Here is a 16,582-nt window from a genome sequence, read left to right on the forward strand (position 1 = left end):
ACGCCGGGCCGACCGGTTTTGCGCCGTCGGCCCGCGAGTGTCGGCGCGCACACCTGGCCACGGTTCGGCAACTACCCGGGTGGGCGGGCGTGAAACGGCGGGACTCGAAATCGCGCGCTGACCGGCCCGCACCGAAATCCCTCGCACGCAATCTTTTTCGCCGGGCTCCGGCAACTGACAGCAGCCGCCCGCACAACGGCCGTAGGATGCGCTACGGTACGAACGGCCACGACGACGTGACGGAAGGCGGCGCGGATGCAGTACCGTCCCCCGGCCCGGGAACTCCTCGGCGACCTGGCCGAACTGCTCGGTGAGGTCCTGCTGCCCGCGCTCCCGCCGGAGCTGCGGCACCGCGCCAGGGTCGGAGCCAACCTGGCCCGCATCCTCGCCCGCGAGGCCGAGCTCGGCCCGGCCGCCGCCGCCCGCGAGCGGCAGACACTCGCCGCCCTGCCCGACGGCGACGAACGCGCCGAATGGGCCGCCCTGGTCGAGATCGCTCGCGCCGACCTCGCCATCGCCAAACCCGGCTACGACGCCTGGACCGGCGAATGAGCCCCGACCTCGCCGCCGGGCTCGCCGCGCACCTGGGCGCCGCGCTCGGCGAACCCGCCACCGTCGATGCCGTGCGACCGCTCTCGGCCGGGGCCCGCCGCCGCAATATCGCCGTCGACGCCACCGTCGGCGGGGGGCGCCTCGCCCTGGTCGCCACCCTGGTCCCCGCCGGGGTCCAGCTGCTCCCGGTCACCGCCGAGGCCGCCGTGCGCGAGCTGGCCCGCGCCGCCGGGGTCGCCGTGCCGGAGCTGGTGAGCGTCTGCCCCGACCCCGCCGTCGTCGGCGAGCCCTTCCTGCTCTCGGCCCGGATCGAGGGCGAGACCGTGCCGCGCCGGGTGCTGCGGCTGGTCGAGGCCGAGCGCAACGGCGAGCGGATCGCCGTCCAGCTCGGCGCGGCCATGGCCCGGCTGCACGCCGTCGACCCCGCGCGCGCCCCCGCCGACCTGCCGGGCACCGCGGGCACCGACCCCGCGGGCGCCGCGCTCGCCGAGGCCGAGAAGGGGGTCGCCGCGCTGCTCGCCGACCGCCCCGCCTTCGCCTTCGCGCTGCGCCGCCTCGCCCGCGACGTCCCCGCCCCGCCGCCACGCCCCGCGCTGATCCACACCGACCTGCGCAACGGCAACCTCGTCATCGGCCCCGACGGCATCCGCGCCGTCCTGGACTGGGAGGGCGCGCAGCGCTTCGGCGACCCCATGCGCGACGCCGCCTGGGCCGCGCTGCGCATGTGGCGCTTCGGCGCCGACGACCGCGAATTCGGCGGCTTCGCCGGCCGCGAGCCCTTCGTCCGCGGTTACACCGAGGCCGGCGGCGACTTCGACCCGGATCGTTTCCGCTGGTGGAAAACGCTGGCCACGCTGGCCTGGGGCATCGGGCTGGCCGGGCAGGCCGCCGCGCACCTCGACGGCAGCGTCCGCGACATCGTGATGGCCGCCAGCGGGCGGCGCATCCCGGAGATCGAATGGGACCTGCTCATGCAGACCCGGCCGTCCTGACAAGGGAGAAGCATGGATTTCGAGCTGCCAGCCGCGCTCACCGCCTACCTCGCCGAACTCGACGAGTTCATCGAGCGCGAGATCGTGCCGCTGCAGCGCGCCGACGACAACGACCGCTTCTTCGACCACCGCCGCGAGGACGCCCGCACCGACTGGGACCGCGGCGGGCTGCCCAGCGCCGAGTGGGAGGCGCTGCTCGACGAGGCCCGCCGCCGCGCCGATGCCGCCGGGCACCTGCGCTACCCCTTCCCCGTCGAGCACGGCGGCCGCGGCGGCGGCAACCTCGACATGGCCGTCATCCGGGAGCACCTCGCCCGCCGGGGCCTCGGGCTGCACTGCGACCTGCAGAACGAGCACGCCGTCGTCGGCAACAACGTCGGCCTGCTGCTCATGCTCGAGTACGGCACCGCCGAACAGCAGGCGGAATGGCTCGAGGACCTCGCCACCGGCGCCCGCGGCTTCGCCTTCGGCATCACCGAACCCGACCACGGCTCCGACGCCACCCACATGGAGACCACCGCCGTGCGCGACGGCGACGACTGGGTCATCACCGGCGCCAAGACCTGGAACACCGGCATCCACCGGGCCGACACCGACCTGATCTTCGCCCGCACCTCCGGCGAGCCCGGCGACGGCACCGGCATCACCGCCTTCCTGGTCCCGGTCGACAGCCCCGGCTTCACCGTCGAGGAATTCCTCTGGACCTTCAACATGCCCACCGACCACGCCCGCATCTCGCTGGCGGCGGTGCGCGTGCCGGACTCGGCGATCTTCGGCCGCGAGGGCCGCGGGCTCGCCGTCGTGCAGCACTTCTTCAACGAGAACCGGATCCGGCAGGCCGCCTCCAGCCTCGGCGCCGCCCAGTACTGTATCGACGAAGCCGTGGCCTACGCCAACGAGCGCCGCACCTTCGGCAAGCGGCTCGCCGCCAACCAGGCCATCCAGTTCCCGCTGGTCGAGCTGCACACCCAGTGCGAGATGCTGCGCGCGCTCATCCACAAGACCGCCTGGACCATGGACCGCGACGGCGCCTTCACCGTCTCCGCCCAGGTCTCCATGTGCAACTACTGGGCCAACCGGCTCTGCTGCGAGGCCGCCGACCGCGCCATGCAGGTGCACGGCGGGCTCGGCTACTCCCGGCACAAGCCCTTCGAGCACATCTACCGCCACCACCGCCGCTACCGCATCACCGAGGGCGCCGAGGAGATCCAGCTGCGCCGGGTCGCCGGGTACCTGTTCGGCTTCATGAAGCAGCAGGCGCCCAAGGGAGTTTAGTTCAGTCTTGACTTATATAAGTTCTTCCTGAAGTATCGGGACGTGCACGCGTTCGATGTTCTCGGTGACCCGGTGCGCCGGCGGCTGCTCGAGCTGCTGGCCGGCGGGGAGCGCTCGGCCGGTGAGCTGGCCGAGCGGGTGCGGGCGGAGTTCGGGATCAGCCAGCCCGCCGTCTCCCAGCACCTGAAGGTGCTGCGGGACAACGGCTTCGCCTCCGTCCGCGCCGACGGCACCCGGCGGCTCTACGCCGTCGAGCCGGAGCCGCTGCGCGAGGTGGACCGCTGGATCGGCCACTTCCGGCACTTCTGGGCGAGCAGGCTGCTCGCCCTCGACACCGAGATCGCCCGCGGCAAACGCATCCGGCGAACCGAGGAAGGAACCACCCCATGACCGATGATCAGGTCACCGCTCCCGTCGATGTCGACCGTCAGCTGCACGAGGTGCGGCGCGGCGTCACCATCGGCGCGCACGAGGCCGGTGCGGCCGCCGTGCCGACCATCGTCGAGCTGAGCGAGGTGTACGCGACCACCGTCGAGGATCTGTGGGACGCCTGCACCACCGGCGAGCGGCTGCCACGGTGGTTCGCGCCCGTCACCGGGGAGCTGCGGCTGGGCGGGCGGTTCCAGGTGGAGGGGAACGCGGGCGGAGTGGTGGAGGAGTGCGAGCCGCCGCACTCGTTCCGCGTCACCTGGGAGTTCGGCGGCGCCGTCACCTGGGTCGACGTCGCGCTCGAGGCGGTGGGAGACGATGCGGCCCGGCTCACCCTGCGGCACTCCGGCGACACCCCCGCCGAGATGTGGGACCAGTTCGGGCCCGGCGCGGTCGGGGTCGGCTGGGATCTCGCCTTCCTCGGGATGGCCTCGCATCTGACCGGCCACAACCTGCCGCCCGAGGCCACGCAGTGGGAGCAGAGCGACGAGGCCAAGCGGTTCATGCGCGAAGCCGCGGCGGCGTGGGGGCGGGCGGCCGTCGAGGGTGGGTCGCCGGAGCAGGCCGCGCTGGCGGCCGCCGAGCGGACCACGGCGTTCTACCTCGGGGAGGGCCCGGGCGCGGCGGGCTGAGCCGAGGCCACCACGCCCGGCGCCCGCTCGGGCGCGGGCCGTGGTGCGGACTCTGGCCGGTCCGCTGCCAGGTCGGGGCGCGAAGTGCCGGCGGCGCGACCCGGTGTCAGTGGCGGTTGCGGCCCCAGAGCGCGGCGGACAGCACGGTGGCGAAGGCGCACCAGGCCGGGTAGGCGGCCAGCGCGCGGCCGCGTGGATCCGCCGCAGCCACCCGGCGGGTCAGGTCCGCGCTGCTCGCGGTGAGCGCGGCCGCGGTCAGGGTGGCGGCGCCGAGGCGGTGCGCGCGGAAGAAGACCCAGCTCCAGCCCGCGTTCAGCACCAGGTTGGCGGCCAGCGCGCGCTGCACCCGCTCGGCGTAGCGCTCGTCGGGGGCGTTCTCCACCGCCAGCGCCGAGGTGACCGCCAGATCGGCGTAGAGCAGCGTCCACGCCACCGGGAAGGCGGCGGGCGGCGGCTGGAACCGCGGCTTGCGCAGCTGCTGATACCAGCCGCTGCCCGGCGTGGTCGCCGCCGAGCCGACCACCGCCGCGGTCGCCACCCCGAGCGTGGTCCTGGCCAGCGCGGCGGTCGCCGGCCACCGGCTCGGCCTCTTCTTCGCGTGCGCGATCGTCGCCACCTCGCTCCTTCCCGTCGTCCTGTCCGTCGCGTACCCGGAGACCGAGTACAGCAAACTGTGAGCGACCATCGGGACCACGCGACGACCCCGCCAAGACGCCGCCCTTGCGCCGCCGTATTACCGCCACCGCGGGGGAAGGCACTGGAAACGCTGCCGGCAGGGCATCGTATTCTGTTGAGGCACTGAGCCGTTCGACTTTCCCGTCCAGGGGGCGCGAGATGATCGTGATCGCGCGGGACAGCACGTTCTCCGGTCCCGAGAAACTTGTCCGGCGATGGTTCGAGAGCTGGCACGGCCCCGATCGGGGGCTCGGCGGCCTCGCCGTCTTCGGCTGCGAGCTTCCCGGCGTCGCAGGCGGGCCCGGCCGCAGGGCCGACGTCCTGGTATGGACGCCGGGGCACTGCACCGTCGTCGAGATCGCGGGGCTGCGGCGCAGTCAATCCGGGGTGCTCGATACCGGCGAGCGGTGGCGGATCGGCTCCGCCCCCGCCGATCTCGACCTTCCCGTCGCCGGCCTCACCCCCGACGTCCGTGCGGCGCAGACCGCCACCGGGCTGCGGGCGCGGCTGAAGCGGGCCGGGCTGCCCGACCTCGTCGGTGAGCTCGCCGTTCTGGTGACCGCGCCCGGCTCGGCCGTGACGCACCCCGAGCCGCTGGAGCCGGTCGGGGTGATCGTCGCCGGGCGTGCGGATCCCGACGCGGTCGAGCGGTACTTCCGGCGCCAGGGTGCGGCGCTCTGGGATGTCGCCGCGCTCACCGCCGCCTTCACCGAGCTCGAGCTCGGGGACCTGCTGCCGCCCGTCGAGGTGCTCGAGCGCGAGGGTTTCACTGCGGCAGGGGAGATTTCGGCGGCGGAGGTGGCGGCGCAGGGGGCCGGCACGCCTGCCGCCGAACCAGCGTCGGGAGGGGGTGGGGTCGCCCCTCCCGGCTCGGACGCCGGTGGTGGTCAGGGAGTGGTCGCGGAGCCGTCTGCCCGGGTCGCCGGCGAATCGGACGATGTCGCGGCCACTCCGGCCACGCGGGTGCTCGCCGACGACGCCCGCGATCCGGCTTCCGCGGACGACGACCGCGAACCGGCCTCCCCCGACGACGACATCGAACCGACATTCGCCGACGACGACCTCGAACCGGACGATCCGCGGCGGGCGAATTCCGCGGCACCGGAGCGGGTTCCGGCCATGGCCGTTGCCGCGCCCAGCCGTCCGCCGTGGCTCGCGCCGATCCCACCGCTGCCGGAGCGGCCGCGCCGCGCCGCCGCCCGGATGGCGGAGCCGAGCGCGATCACCGAGGTGGATACGCCGCGTCCCGCGCCGTCCGCGGCAGGCCGTGCCGAGCCCGTCCCCGGGGCAGCCGCGGCCGGGCAGCCCGGGTGGGCCGGGGCCCGGAACGCCGCGCCGGCGCAGACCTGGCGATCGCAGCAGGCGGCGGCCGGACCTGCGCAGTCGGCAGCGGACGCAAGCGGGGTGGCAGCGCGAGCGCCGCTCACCGGCACTGCGTCCGTACCGCATTCCACGGCCCGACCACCCGCATCCCCACCCTTCGCCCAGCAGAAACCCCACGCCAACGGCGTCCGCCTCACCCGGAACCCGGACCCCCAACCCACCCAGCGCCCCCGCCCCACCCCACCCCCCGCCGAACAACGCCCACCCCGTCGCTTCGAGTACAGCGCCGACCCCCGACCCCTGCGCCCCAGGGCCCACTACTCCCCACCACCCACGCGCGGCGCGAAACTGCGCGCGGCCTTCGACACCGAATCCTGGCCCCGCTTCCAGATCGGCGGCACCGCCGTGCTGCTCGCCCTCGCCGCCGTGGTCGCCGTCTTCTTCGTCGTCGTCCACGTGGCCGGGGAGAACCGCCCCGCACTCGCCGACTACGCGGCCATGTGCGACGAGCCGCGGCCCTTCGGCGGTGCGGCCGAGCCGAAACCGGGCCCGGTCGGGGTCTACGCGGCACGCGACCTCAACGCCCTGAGCCCGCCCAACGACCCCGCCCTGCCCCGCGCCGCCCGCCCCGAGGACGTCCAGTGGGTGGCCTGCGCGACCCGCACCGGCATCGGGCAGCCGGTCGCGACCTGCCGCAACCAGGACGGCTCCGAATTGGCCCTGATCGCGGGCCGCTACCGGCTCACCGTCTACGAGGCCCGCACCGGCCGCACCGTGTCGAGCGCCGACGTCCCCGGCGACTGGTTCGCTCCGGGCACCATCCCCATCGGCGATCCCTGCGCGGCCGCGGCAGGAGCCTCCCCCGACCAGCCGGGCCAGCGCTTCGGGCGCCCCGCACCCGGCCAGCTGCGCCAGTTCCTCACCGACGCGGCGCGGACGCGGGGGCTTCCGTCCTGACCCCGTCGAGCCCGGCACGCTCGGCGGCCCGCAGCTGCCGGGTGAAGACCGCGCCGAACTCGCGCGCCGAGTACGGGTCCTGGCCGGTGACCAGCTCCCGGTCGACCACCACCTTGCTGCCCATGGGCAGCAAGGTCTGCTCGACCTCCGCGCCCAGCTCGCGCAGCAGCCGCGCCGGGTCCGGCTCGAAGAGCCTGCCGGGGAAGCGCCGCGCCAGCGGGATCGTCTGCAGCATCGTGTCCACCACGGTCTTGAAGCAGGTCATCCGGTAGCCGGCGTAGAGCCAGCGGCCGTCCTCCTCGGGCGCGGCCGCGAGCGCGGCGGGGGCGTGGCAGATGAGCCCGGTCGGCTTGCCCGCGGCGTGGAAGTGCGCGAGCAGCGCGCCGAAGTCCCCGTTGAGTGCGGCGCCGGTGTGGGCGTCGCGGTAGAGCAGGTCCACCAGCGGGGCGTGGCCGCCGGGCACGAGGAGGCCGTCGTACTGGTCGACGGTGTGCAGCTTCTCCAGCGGGACGGGGGTGCCGAGCCCGGCGTCGAGCAGCCGCGCGAAGGTGGCGAAGGCGGCATCGCGCGCGGCCCGGGAGAAGCCGAAGTAGGCGAGGCTGCACGAGGTGCCGTCCAGCGTCGGCACCCGCCCGCCCGGCGTCGCGAAGGAGAGCCGCACCCCGGCCGCGCGCAGCGCCGCCGCCGGCGCCACCAGCTCGCCCAGGTAGACGCCGGTCGGGGCGTCACCACCGCCCTGCAGCGGCAACCGGTCGGCGGCGGAGACGACGACGAGCACGTGGCTGGGCATGGCGGGATCCTCTCGAGGGCGGGCTTTCCCCGGGGCTACCCCATCGCTTCGCCCCCACGCAGCGCCGCCTCGCTACGCTCATCCCGTGACCGCCGCACCCGACCCCGCGCCGCGGGACGCCGTGGCCGACGCGGTGCGCGCCGACATCCTCGCCGGGCGGCTCGCCCCCGGCGACCGGCTGCGCGAAACCGACCTCGCCGAGCGGTTCGGGGTGTCCCGCATCCCGGTCCGCGAGGCGCTCTCCCAGCTGCGGAACGAGGGGTTCGTGACCCTGGTGCGGTACCGGGGCGCCACCGTCTCGGTGCCGTCCGGCACCGCGGCCAGGGAGCTGGTCCAGGTGCGGCGCGGGCTCGAGGTGCTGGCCGCGCAGCTGGCGGCGCGCAGGCGCGGTGGCGAGGTCGCGGCCGAACTCGCCCGCGTGGTGGAGCTCGGCCGCGACCTCAGCCACTCCGCCGCCGCTCGCGCCGAGCTGCCGCCGCTGGTGCTGCGCTTCCACGAACTGGTGGCCGAGGCGTCCGGCAACAGCCAGCTGCGCCAGTTGCTCGAGCAGCTGCTCGGGCGGGTGTCCTGGCTCTACGGCAGGCACCTCGACACCCGCAGCGAGCAATCCTGGAGCGACCACGCCGCCATCGCCCGCGCCATCCTCTCCGGCTCGCCGGTGCAGGCCGGCTTCCTCATGGACGAGCACATCGCCAGGGACGAAGCGCTGCTCGACGAACTGGACGACTGATTTTGTATACAAACACGCCGAAAACGCCGCACCGCCCACGGTGAGTTAACGCGATTCACCCGGACGGAAATCGGCACGCAACAGAAGCTGTATACGAAATGGGCGTAGCTCAGCAGAAACCCGGAGGTCCCCGTGTCCGTACTCGCCTCGGCGGAATCCCCGTCCGCCGCCACCCTGCTCTTCGGCCTGCGCCACCCCGTGCTCGCCGACCCCGACGTGCCGGAGAGGCCGCCCGGCGGTGGCGGGATCACCGTGGTCTTCGAGGTGCCCGGCGCGTGAGGGTCGTGCTGGTGCACGGCACCGCCACCGACGGCCGGGTGTGGGCAGGAGTCGTCGCCGCGCTCGGCGACGGGTTCGAGGTCGAGTGCCCGACCCGGCCGCAGTCCGGTGATCTCGGCACCGAGATCGGATTCCTGGCGCCGCGCTGCGCCGGGGCGGTCGTGGTCGGGGTCAGTGGCGGTGCCACACTCGGGCTCGAGCTCGCCGCGCTCGGCGTTCCGTTCGCTGCCGCGGTGCTGCACGAACCGGCTGCCGGGGCGCTGGCGCCCGGGCTGCTCGCGCCGGTCGCCGCCGCCTTCGCCGCGGGCGGGACCGGCGCCTTCGCCCGGGCGCTGTACGGGGATTCCTGGCACGAGGGGCTCACCGTCGCCACCCCGGCGACCATCGCCGCCGAGCTGCGCATGTTCCGGGCCTTCGAGCCCCGCCCGCTGCCCGGCGGGGTCGCCGCACGGGTGCTGCTGACCGTCGGCGCGGACTCCCCGGAGCCGCGCTACCGAGCGAACGCCGCCCTCACCGGGCTGCTCGGGGTGCGCAGCCGGGTCGTGCCCGGCGCGCACGCCCTGCATCTCGACCACCCGGCGGCCATCGCCGACCTCGTCCGGGAGGTCGCCGTACCGAGCTGACGACGCGGCTACGACGGCCGGTCCCGCCACCCGCACGAGGCGCTCGCCTGCCTCGCCGCACGGCCCGACGGCCGGCTCGGCACCAGCGACGAGATCGCCACGCACTGGCGCGCGAGCGTCGGCTAATCGCTCTCCTTGCCCGCCGCCTCGGCGATGAGCTGCGTCATCTCGGCGATCTCGCGCCGGATCCGCCTGCGCATGGCCCGCCCGAACTGCTCGTCGGCCACGGTGCGGGCCACCGGGCGCAGCTCGGCGACGGCGCCGATCAGCCGCTCCAGATTCTCCGGGGTGGGGTCGTCGAGCATGCGGTCCAGCACGTGGTTGCGGAAGGCGTGCACGAAGGAGAAGGCCATCCGGTCGAAGGCCGCCTCGATCTCCCAGCTCATGGCCAGCACCGTGCGCAGCGGGATGCCGGCCGCCACCAGGGTCAGCGTGGCCTCCAGCAACCGGGCGCTCGGGTGGCGGTAGTGCTCGCCGCGGCGGCGCAGGTACCCCAGCTCGATCGCCTCCGCGAGCACGTCGGGGGTGAGCTGCTCGCCGAAGCGCGCGCGCAGCTCGGTGGCGGTGAGCTCGACCGGGTCGCTGCGCGCCCAATCCACGGTGGCGGCCGAGCCGAAGCCGAGGATCTCGGCGAGCCCGCGCCCCTTCTGCGCGGCGGTGAGCAGCTCCTCGATGCCGTCCAGCCGGTAGCCGCGGGCGACCAGGTCGCCGATCAGCCGCAATCGCTCCAGGTGGGCGCCGCTGTACCAGGCGGTGCGGCCCTCGCGGCGGGGCGCGGGTAGCAGCCCGCGCTCCTGGTAGTAGCGCAGCGTGCGCACCGGGATCCCGGCCAGCTCGGCCAGTTCGGCGACCCGGTACTCACGCTGCTCGTCCACCGGCCATCCTCGCGTCGCTCGATCCTGCTGCCGCGCCGCGCCGCCCGCGGTGCCGCCCGATCCTGCCACCGGGCGCCGGGGACGGCCACCGACCGGCAACCATCCCACCACGAAGTGGCAGCAAACTCTCACTTACCATAGCGTTCACTACGGAAAACCCGGAAACGAAACCTGTTCCGCCTCGGTGGACGATCACGTACCCTTCAATCGTGACAGTTGCCACTGGCTGATCAAGTCGATCGGCGACCCCGGCAGGAGGGCTACGGTGATCGAGAACGCGCCCGCCACGGCGGATCTGCTCGTATCGGGGCGGCCCGCATCCGCCCACCTGCGCGATGTCCGAACCCTGGCACGCCGCCTGGTCGGGCACTTCGCCGACAATGTGGTGCCCTGCGGCACCCTGCCCGGTGACGCGCTGAGCGGCGAGATCACCGTGGTCACCCGGATCTGCCTGGAGCTCGCGCTCGACCTGCTCGACGGCAGGGAATCCGCGGAGAAGACACAGCGGGTCCAGGAGGCCGCCGCCGACTGGGCGCGCGAGGGCATCCCGATCGACGCCATCCACAACGCGGTGCACGAGGGACTGCGCATCGGCTTCGACCTGATCCTGGCCAAGGCGGGCGCGCAGGACTCCCCCGCCATGGTCGACCTGGCGCGCCGGTTCATGGGAATTCAGGACCGGATCACCCGCGCGGTCTCCACCGCATACGTGCGCGAGCTGAAATCGGTTGTCTCCGAGCATCACACCGCCGTGCACACGCTCACCTCCGCACTGCTCGGCGGGCGCAGCACCTCCACCATGGCGCGGGAGAGCGCGGTCGCCATCGCGGACTCGTACCACGTGCTCGCGCTTGCCGTCCCGCCGCACCGCGACGAGCACAATATCGCCCTCGACGCCCAGGTCGTGGCGCGGCGCAAGCTGCGCAGGCTGCAGGCCGCGCTCGCCGACCGCTGCGGCGGCGACGCGCTCGCCCTGCTCAGCGTGGACGGCGGCACCGTGCTGCTGCCCACCGACCGCTGCACCGAGCAGACCCTGGACTCCCTGATCGACCAGCTCTCGGTCGCCGCCCAGGTGCCGCTGGTCGCCACCACCGTGCGGGCCGAGCGGGAGAGCATCCCGCTCGCCACCGACCAGGCACACGAACTGCTCGACGTGGTGCAGCGGCTCGGCTGGCCGCACCGGCTGCACCGCTTCGACGACCTGGTGCTCGAATACCAGCTGGCCCGCCCCGGCCCCGCGCGCACCGTGCTCGCCGCCGCGCTGGAACCGCTCGACGAACAGCCGGACCTGCTGCAGACCCTGCGCACCTACATCGCCAAGGACCTGAACCGGCAGCGCACCGCCCGCGCGCTGCACGTGCACGCCAATACCGTCGATCACCGCTTCCGCCGGATCGGGCAGCTCACCGGCTTCGACCCCGGCCAGGCGCACGGGCTGTGGTATCTGCGCTCGGCGCTGATCGCCCGCGCCTTCGAAGCCGGTGCCGCCGATCCGGCGCGCCGCACCCCGGATTCCGCCGCCGGATAGCCCGCCCGGCTGGAACGATGGCCGCGAGAGCCACCGGCGGGTGCGCGGTGGGAGCGGCGAGGTGAGGAGGGCGCGGTGCAGGCAGCCGTCTACTACGGTTCGGAACCCCGGCTGGTGATCGAGGACATCCCGCGCCCGGCGCCCCGGCGCGGGGAGGTGCTGCTTCGGGTCAGCGCCTGCGGGGTGTGCCACACCGACCTGCACGTGCTGCGCTCCGAGGTCGCCTTCCCCACGCCCGCGGTGCTCGGGCACGAGGTCTCCGGCGTGGTCGCCGAACTCGGGCCGGACGTCGATGGCGTCGCCGTCGGCGACGAGGTGGTGTGCAGCTTCATCATGCCGTGCGGGGATTGCAGGCACTGCGTGCGCGGCATGGAGGATCTCTGCGAGAAGTTCTTCGCCTACAACCGGTTGAAGGGCGCTCTGTACGACGGGGAGTCGCGGCTCACCGCCGCCGACGGCTCACCGCTGGCCATGTACTCCATGGGCGGGCTCGCCGAGTACTGCGTGGTACCGGCCACCGACGTGTTCCGGGTGCCGGACGGGGTCGCGCTGAACCAGGTCTCCATCCTCGGGTGCAGCACCTTCACCGCGCTCGGCGCGCTGCGCACCGCCGAACTCGGGGTCGGCGCCCGGATCGCGGTGGTCGCCGCGGGCGGCGTCGGCTCCTCGATCGTGCAGCTCGCCGCCGCGGCCGGGGCCGCACAGATCATCGCGGTCGATCTCGGCGCGGAGAAGCTCTCCGCGGTGGCCGAGCTCGGGGCGACGCACACCGTGGACGCCGCCACCGAGGACGTCGTCGCCCGGGTCAGGGAGCTCACCGACGGGCACGGCGTCGACATCGCCTTCGAGGCGCTCGGCAATGCCGCCACCTTCGGCACCGCACTCGACATCCTCGACGACGGCGGGCGCGCGGTCGTGGTCGGCATCGCCCCCGCCGGCTCCACCGGCGCCGTCGACCTGGCCCGGCTGGTGCGCCGCAAGCTGGAGATCCGCGGCTCCTACGGCGCCAAGGCCCGCACCGACATGCCCGCGCTGCTGCGCCTGGTCGCCGCCGGCTCGGTCGCCCCGCAGGAACTCATCACCCGCCGCTACCCGCTGGCCCAGGCCGACGAGGCGTACCAGGCGCTGGCCCGCGGCGAGATCGTCGGCCGGGCCATCATCGAGATGGGCTGAACCGTCGGCGCTGCCGCGCGGGCCGCTATCGAGCCGACAGCGACCCTGCGGCGGGTCGGCGGTCGAGCCGCTGATCCCGGGTGCCGGTCACGCCGGGTGCCGCGACCGGTTTCCGGTGCCGGGCGGATAGGGACGGGTAAGACGGACCATCGCCCGATAGAGAGCCCGTGGTTCCGGTGGCGGGGGTAGCGGGGGCAGTTCGGTGCCCGGTGTGGCGAAGGAATGCAGCAGGTAGCCGACGAGGCGTTGCCAGGTGTCGGGGGCGGCGTCGCCGGTGGCGGCGATGACGCCCGCGTTGGCCATCAGCAGGATCACCATGTCCCGATCGGAGAATTCCGGGCGCAGCTGCCCGCCGGCCTGGGCGCGGGTGATGAGTTCGAGCAGGCCGTTGTAGGCCTGGGCGCGGCGGGCTTCCAGAGGTTTGGCGGCGGGAAAGGTCATGGTGAGCACGTCGGCAAACCCGCGGTCGGCGGCCTGCATCGCGCAGACCGCGTGGACGTAGCCGACGAACCCGCGCCAGGGGTCGGGGTCGGCCAGTGCGGTGTCGGTCGCGGCGGCGTAGGCGTCCATGCGGTCGGCGAACACCGCGGTGATCAGCTCCTCGCGGCTGGCGAACCGCCGCGACAAGGTTGCCTTACCGACCCCGGCCTCGCGGGCGACCGCGGCCATCGACACTCCCAGGCCCTCGCACGCGAACAGGGTTCGTGCGGCGGCCAGGATGCGTTCGCGGTTGCGTTCGGCATCGACGCGCAGTTCGCGCTGCTCATCGGAGCCGGCGGCCGAGGGTTCGGGGGATGTCACAGTCACTACTCTACCCAAGTGGAACACCCTACCCACTTCCGTGGTTACACTCACCGTGCGAATCGGGAAGCCGGTGCCACTTCCGTGCTGCAACCGATGGACCAGCGAAAATCGCCGGTTGGCCATGCCCGCCATCCGCAACTGACCGAAACGAAAACCCCCGGAAAGGAACCCATGAACACCGTTCCCGACACCCACCGCGACCTGATCGACGGCGCACACATCGCAACCCTGAGCACTGTCGGCGCCGACGGCACACCGCAGGTCACCGCCCTGTGGTACCTCGCCGACGGCGACACCGTCGCCACATCCCTGATGACCAGCCGCCAGAAATACAAGAACATCGTCGCCCACCCGAAAGCGACCCTGTTCATCGTCGACCCGGCCAACCCGTACCGGACCCTCGAGATCCGCGCGACCGCGGCCATCGAACCCGACCCCGACCTCGCCCTGTTCGACCGCGTCGTCCGTCATTACGGCCAGGATCCCGACACCTTTCCCGCCCCGCGCGAGGACCGTGTCGTCCTGCGGCTCACCCCGACCCGAGTGGTCGCCCAAGGCTGAAACACGCGCCCGGAGAACACCGTTCACGGCTCGTCCGGGGCGTCGGGAGCGCGCGGCGGCCGACGTGTTTCGCCGAGATCGGGTAGATGGAAGCTGTCATGCCGTCGATGACGATGTCGACGTGCGCTCCGGCCCGGGGCAGGAGCTCGTCGTCTACCACGCCGAGCCGGGCTCGGCGAGCAGCGAGGCGCTCACCCTGCTCGGGACGCCGGCGGCCGCGCGCGGCTGGGGGTTTCCCCGGATTCCGCTTCTTTACTCGCGGGCGTATATTCGTCTGCGAGTACAGGAGGCGGGATCGTGGGAGCGCGCAAGGTCGACAATCTGCTGGCGTTGGCCGTGCTCTCGGTCATGGTCGAGCGGCCCATGCACCGCTACGAGATCGCCGCCACCCTGCGCTCGCACGGCAAAGACCAGGACATGGACATCAAGTGGGGCTCGCTCTACACGGTGGTCCGCAATATGGAGAAGGCCGGTTTCCTGGAGGTCGTGGGCAGCGAGCGCGCGGGCGCCCGCCCGGAGCGGGTGATCTACCGGATCACCGAGGCGGGCCGCTCCGAACTCGTGGAGTGGACCCGCGACCTGGTGGCCCGCCCGCAACGCGAGCAGAGCCGCTTCGTGGCGGGGCTCTCGGTACTCGCCGTGCTCTCCCCCGACGAGGTCGTGACCCTGCTCGAGCAGCGCGCCGCCGCGCTCGAGGAGACGCTGGCCGAGATCCGCGCGCAGGTCGGCGCGGTCGAGGGGCTGCCTCGGCTGTTCCTGATCGAGACCGAGTTCGGGGTCGCCATGCTGGAGGCCGAGCTGAGCTGGGTGCGCGGGCTGCGCGCCGAGCTCGCCGACGGCACCTTCCCCGAGGTCGACACCTGGCGGCAGCTCAACCGCGCCCTGTTCGACCCCGCGGCCGAGGGGTGGTCGACGGAACGAGGCTGAGCGGAAGTCACCGCGCGGGCCGCCGCCCGCGAACATCGCACACCGGGCCCGGCAACGGTGCGGCAACACCGAAGCCGAGCCCGGATCAACCGTCTCGAACCGCGCCCGCAGAGCGCACCCGGCCACGAGGCTGGCACCACGAGGATATCCGGGTGGGCGCGCGGGACGGTTCGGGCTGCCCGAATCAGGAGAATCCCCATGTCCACTTCCGCAATCCGCACCGCGATCGTCGCAGGCGGCGGCATCGCCGGAACCGTCGCCGCCACCGCCCTGCGCATGGCCGGTATCGACGCCCGCGTGTACGAGGCCCATCCGGCCGACGCCGCCTGGCCCGGCTCCGGGCTCGCGCTCGCCCCCAACGGGCTGGCCGCGCTCGACATCATCGGCGCCGGTGACGCCGTGCGCGCCATCGACGTCCCGGTCCAGCGCACCCGCATGTCGGTCGGGCGCCACACCCACGAGCTGCCCGGGCTCGACGACCTGCCGCCGCTTTCCCTGGTCGACCGCGCCGGGCTGGTCCGGGTGCTGCGCGAGCACGCGGCCGCCGCCGGTGTGCCGTTCGAGTTCGGCGCCAGGCTCACCGGCGCCGACGAGCACGAGGACGGTGTGGCTGCCCGCTTCGCCGACGGCCGCACCGCCACCGCCGACATCCTGATCGGCGCCGACGGCATCCGCTCCGCGGTGCGCGGGCTGATCGACCCGGCCGCGCCGGGCCCGGAGTACACCGGCATGCTCGGCTTCGGCGCCGTCGTGCCGTGCGAGGTCGGCATTCCCGCGGGCACCATGCAGTTCGCGTACGGCAAACGCGCCTACTACCTGTACTGCCCGCTCGGCGACGGCCGGGTCATGTGGGGCGCCAACCTGCCACACTCCGAATACCTCACCTCCGCCGAGGCGAGGGCGATCCCCGCCGAGCAGTGGCTGCGCACCCTGCGCGAGACCTATGCCGAGGACACCCCCGGCGCCGCGCTCACCCGCGCCACCACCCCGGAGACGCTGGAGGTCTGGGGCGCGCTGCACATCATGCCGCCGGTGCCGCACTGGTACCGCGACCGTCTGGTCCTGGTCGGCGACGCCGTGCACGCGCCGTCGAACAGCTCCGGCCAGGGCGCCTCGCTCGCCATCGAGAGCGCCGTCGAACTCGCCCGCTGCCTGCGCGACCTGCCCACCCCCGGCGCCGCCTTCGCCGCCTACGAGGCGCTGCGCCGCCCGCGCGTCGAGGGTATCGCCGCGCGCGCCGCGAAGATCAACCACAGCAAGGCGCCCGGTCCGGTCGCCCGGGTCGTCATGAACCTGCTCATGCCGATCGCCATGCGCATGATGGACCCGGAGAAGATGCTCGGTACCGAACAGCGCCACCGCATCGACTGGAACCAGCCCATCACAGCCTGACCCGCCGGGGGCGAGTCTTACGAGCCGACAAACTCGAGCAAACCCTTGACTGAATCCAAAGAAAG

The 16,582-nt window shown here is 73.5% G+C and carries 18 protein-coding genes; 14 read left to right on the top strand and 4 right to left on the bottom strand.

Annotation, left to right across the window (positions count from 1 at the left end; genetic code table 11):
* The first annotated feature begins 255 nt into the window (after positions 1-255).
* Genes NH2_RS09005 through NH2_RS09025 form a run of 5 tightly spaced genes read left to right on the top strand, consistent with a single transcriptional unit; the run spans position 256 to position 3,880 of the window.
* A complete protein-coding gene (locus NH2_RS09005) occupies positions 256-552 on the top strand; it encodes a DUF6285 domain-containing protein (RefSeq protein ID WP_067651078.1) in 297 nt (98 codons plus the stop codon).
* Positions 549-1,544 (top strand): phosphotransferase family protein, encoded by a 996-nt coding sequence (locus NH2_RS09010; RefSeq protein ID WP_067651082.1) that lies wholly within the window; start codon positions 549-551, stop codon positions 1,542-1,544. Before NH2_RS09005 ends, NH2_RS09010 begins: the two co-directional genes overlap by 4 nt.
* Before the next feature lie 12 nt (positions 1,545-1,556).
* Positions 1,557-2,819, top strand: a complete 1,263-nt coding sequence (locus tag NH2_RS09015) for an acyl-CoA dehydrogenase family protein (protein WP_067651085.1) — start codon at positions 1,557-1,559, stop codon at positions 2,817-2,819.
* Positions 2,820-2,861: 42 nt separating this feature from the next.
* On the top strand, positions 2,862-3,209 hold the full coding sequence (locus NH2_RS09020) for an ArsR/SmtB family transcription factor (protein ID WP_067651088.1): 348 nt from the start codon (positions 2,862-2,864) through the stop codon (positions 3,207-3,209).
* The gene (locus tag NH2_RS09025; protein ID WP_067651092.1) at positions 3,206-3,880 is read left to right on the top strand and encodes an SRPBCC family protein; all 675 of its coding nucleotides are present in this window, start codon (positions 3,206-3,208) and stop codon (positions 3,878-3,880) included. The genes NH2_RS09020 and NH2_RS09025 overlap by 4 nt, the downstream gene beginning before the upstream one ends.
* Before the next feature lie 106 nt (positions 3,881-3,986).
* Here the strand turns inward: NH2_RS09025 and NH2_RS09030 are convergent, their stop codons facing one another.
* The gene (locus tag NH2_RS09030; RefSeq protein ID WP_439951740.1) at positions 3,987-4,496 is read right to left on the bottom strand and encodes a TspO/MBR family protein; all 510 of its coding nucleotides are present in this window, start codon (positions 4,494-4,496) and stop codon (positions 3,987-3,989) included.
* Positions 4,497-4,714: 218 nt separating this feature from the next.
* Here NH2_RS09030 and NH2_RS09035 point away from each other — a divergent pair, with 218 nt between their 5' ends.
* Complete coding sequence (locus NH2_RS09035; RefSeq protein ID WP_067651096.1) at positions 4,715-6,835, top strand: hypothetical protein; 2,121 nt, start codon at positions 4,715-4,717, stop codon at positions 6,833-6,835.
* Here the strand turns inward: NH2_RS09035 and NH2_RS09040 are convergent.
* Entirely contained in the window at positions 6,798-7,625 is an 828-nt protein-coding gene (locus NH2_RS09040; RefSeq protein WP_067651099.1) for a DJ-1/PfpI family protein, read from the bottom strand. The genes NH2_RS09035 and NH2_RS09040 overlap by 38 nt on opposite strands.
* Positions 7,626-7,710: 85 nt before the next feature.
* On the opposite strand from NH2_RS09040, the gene NH2_RS09045 reads away from it, so the two are divergent.
* From NH2_RS09045 to NH2_RS09050, 3 genes are all read left to right on the top strand, one after another.
* Positions 7,711-8,355, top strand: coding sequence for a GntR family transcriptional regulator (locus NH2_RS09045; protein ID WP_067651102.1), 645 nt, complete (start codon positions 7,711-7,713; stop codon positions 8,353-8,355).
* A 132-nt stretch (positions 8,356-8,487) separates the two neighbouring features.
* Complete coding sequence (locus NH2_RS29480) at positions 8,488-8,634, top strand: hypothetical protein (RefSeq protein ID WP_218021677.1); 147 nt, start codon at positions 8,488-8,490, stop codon at positions 8,632-8,634.
* Positions 8,631-9,257, top strand: a complete 627-nt coding sequence (locus NH2_RS09050; protein WP_218021678.1) for an alpha/beta fold hydrolase — start codon at positions 8,631-8,633, stop codon at positions 9,255-9,257. The genes NH2_RS29480 and NH2_RS09050 overlap by 4 nt, the downstream gene beginning before the upstream one ends.
* Before the next feature lie 122 nt (positions 9,258-9,379).
* Here the strand turns inward: NH2_RS09050 and NH2_RS09055 are convergent, their stop codons facing one another.
* Positions 9,380-10,132: a MerR family transcriptional regulator gene (locus NH2_RS09055; RefSeq protein ID WP_067651105.1), complete on the bottom strand. Its 753-nt coding sequence runs from the start codon at positions 10,130-10,132 to the stop codon at positions 9,380-9,382.
* A gap of 265 nt (positions 10,133-10,397) precedes the next feature.
* Here NH2_RS09055 and NH2_RS09060 point away from each other — a divergent pair, with 265 nt between their 5' ends.
* Both NH2_RS09060 and NH2_RS09065 read left to right on the top strand, forming a co-directional pair.
* The gene (locus NH2_RS09060) at positions 10,398-11,660 is read left to right on the top strand and encodes a PucR family transcriptional regulator (protein WP_067651108.1); all 1,263 of its coding nucleotides are present in this window, start codon (positions 10,398-10,400) and stop codon (positions 11,658-11,660) included.
* A gap of 75 nt (positions 11,661-11,735) precedes the next feature.
* The gene (locus NH2_RS09065; RefSeq protein WP_067651111.1) at positions 11,736-12,833 is read left to right on the top strand and encodes a zinc-binding dehydrogenase; all 1,098 of its coding nucleotides are present in this window, start codon (positions 11,736-11,738) and stop codon (positions 12,831-12,833) included.
* An 87-nt stretch (positions 12,834-12,920) separates the two neighbouring features.
* Here NH2_RS09065 and NH2_RS09070 read toward each other — a convergent pair whose 3' ends face one another.
* A complete protein-coding gene (locus tag NH2_RS09070; RefSeq protein ID WP_245650477.1) occupies positions 12,921-13,634 on the bottom strand; it encodes a TetR/AcrR family transcriptional regulator in 714 nt (237 codons plus the stop codon).
* A gap of 84 nt (positions 13,635-13,718) precedes the next feature.
* On the opposite strand from NH2_RS09070, the gene NH2_RS09075 reads away from it, so the two are divergent.
* From NH2_RS09075 to NH2_RS09085, 3 genes are all read left to right on the top strand, one after another.
* The gene (locus tag NH2_RS09075; RefSeq protein ID WP_245650478.1) at positions 13,719-14,198 is read left to right on the top strand and encodes a PPOX class F420-dependent oxidoreductase; all 480 of its coding nucleotides are present in this window, start codon (positions 13,719-13,721) and stop codon (positions 14,196-14,198) included.
* Between the two features lie 297 nt (positions 14,199-14,495).
* Positions 14,496-15,125: a PadR family transcriptional regulator gene (locus tag NH2_RS09080; protein ID WP_369690034.1), complete on the top strand. Its 630-nt coding sequence runs from the start codon at positions 14,496-14,498 to the stop codon at positions 15,123-15,125.
* A gap of 198 nt (positions 15,126-15,323) precedes the next feature.
* The gene (locus NH2_RS09085) at positions 15,324-16,517 is read left to right on the top strand and encodes an FAD-dependent monooxygenase (protein ID WP_067651121.1); all 1,194 of its coding nucleotides are present in this window, start codon (positions 15,324-15,326) and stop codon (positions 16,515-16,517) included.
* Positions 16,518-16,582: the final 65 nt, after the last annotated feature.

Source organism: Nocardia harenae NBRC 108248, from assembly GCF_001612885.1.
GTDB classification, from domain to species: domain Bacteria; phylum Actinomycetota; class Actinomycetes; order Mycobacteriales; family Mycobacteriaceae; genus Nocardia; species Nocardia harenae.

Excerpts from the sequence above, each read along its gene's own strand:
- NH2_RS09085 (WP_067651121.1), top strand. The coding sequence starts at position 15,324 with ATGTCCACTTCCGCAATCCGCACCGCGATCGTCGCAGGCGGCGGCATC.
- NH2_RS09040 (WP_067651099.1), bottom strand. The coding sequence starts at position 7,625 with ATGCCCAGCCACGTGCTCGTCGTCGTCTCCGCCGCCGACCGGTTGCCG.
- NH2_RS09005 (WP_067651078.1), top strand. The coding sequence starts at position 256 with ATGCAGTACCGTCCCCCGGCCCGGGAACTCCTCGGCGACCTGGCCGAA.
- NH2_RS09025 (WP_067651092.1), top strand. The coding sequence starts at position 3,206 with ATGACCGATGATCAGGTCACCGCTCCCGTCGATGTCGACCGTCAGCTG.
- NH2_RS09015 (WP_067651085.1), top strand. The coding sequence starts at position 1,557 with ATGGATTTCGAGCTGCCAGCCGCGCTCACCGCCTACCTCGCCGAACTC.
- NH2_RS09010 (WP_067651082.1), top strand. The coding sequence starts at position 549 with ATGAGCCCCGACCTCGCCGCCGGGCTCGCCGCGCACCTGGGCGCCGCG.
- NH2_RS09035 (WP_067651096.1), top strand. The coding sequence starts at position 4,715 with ATGATCGTGATCGCGCGGGACAGCACGTTCTCCGGTCCCGAGAAACTT.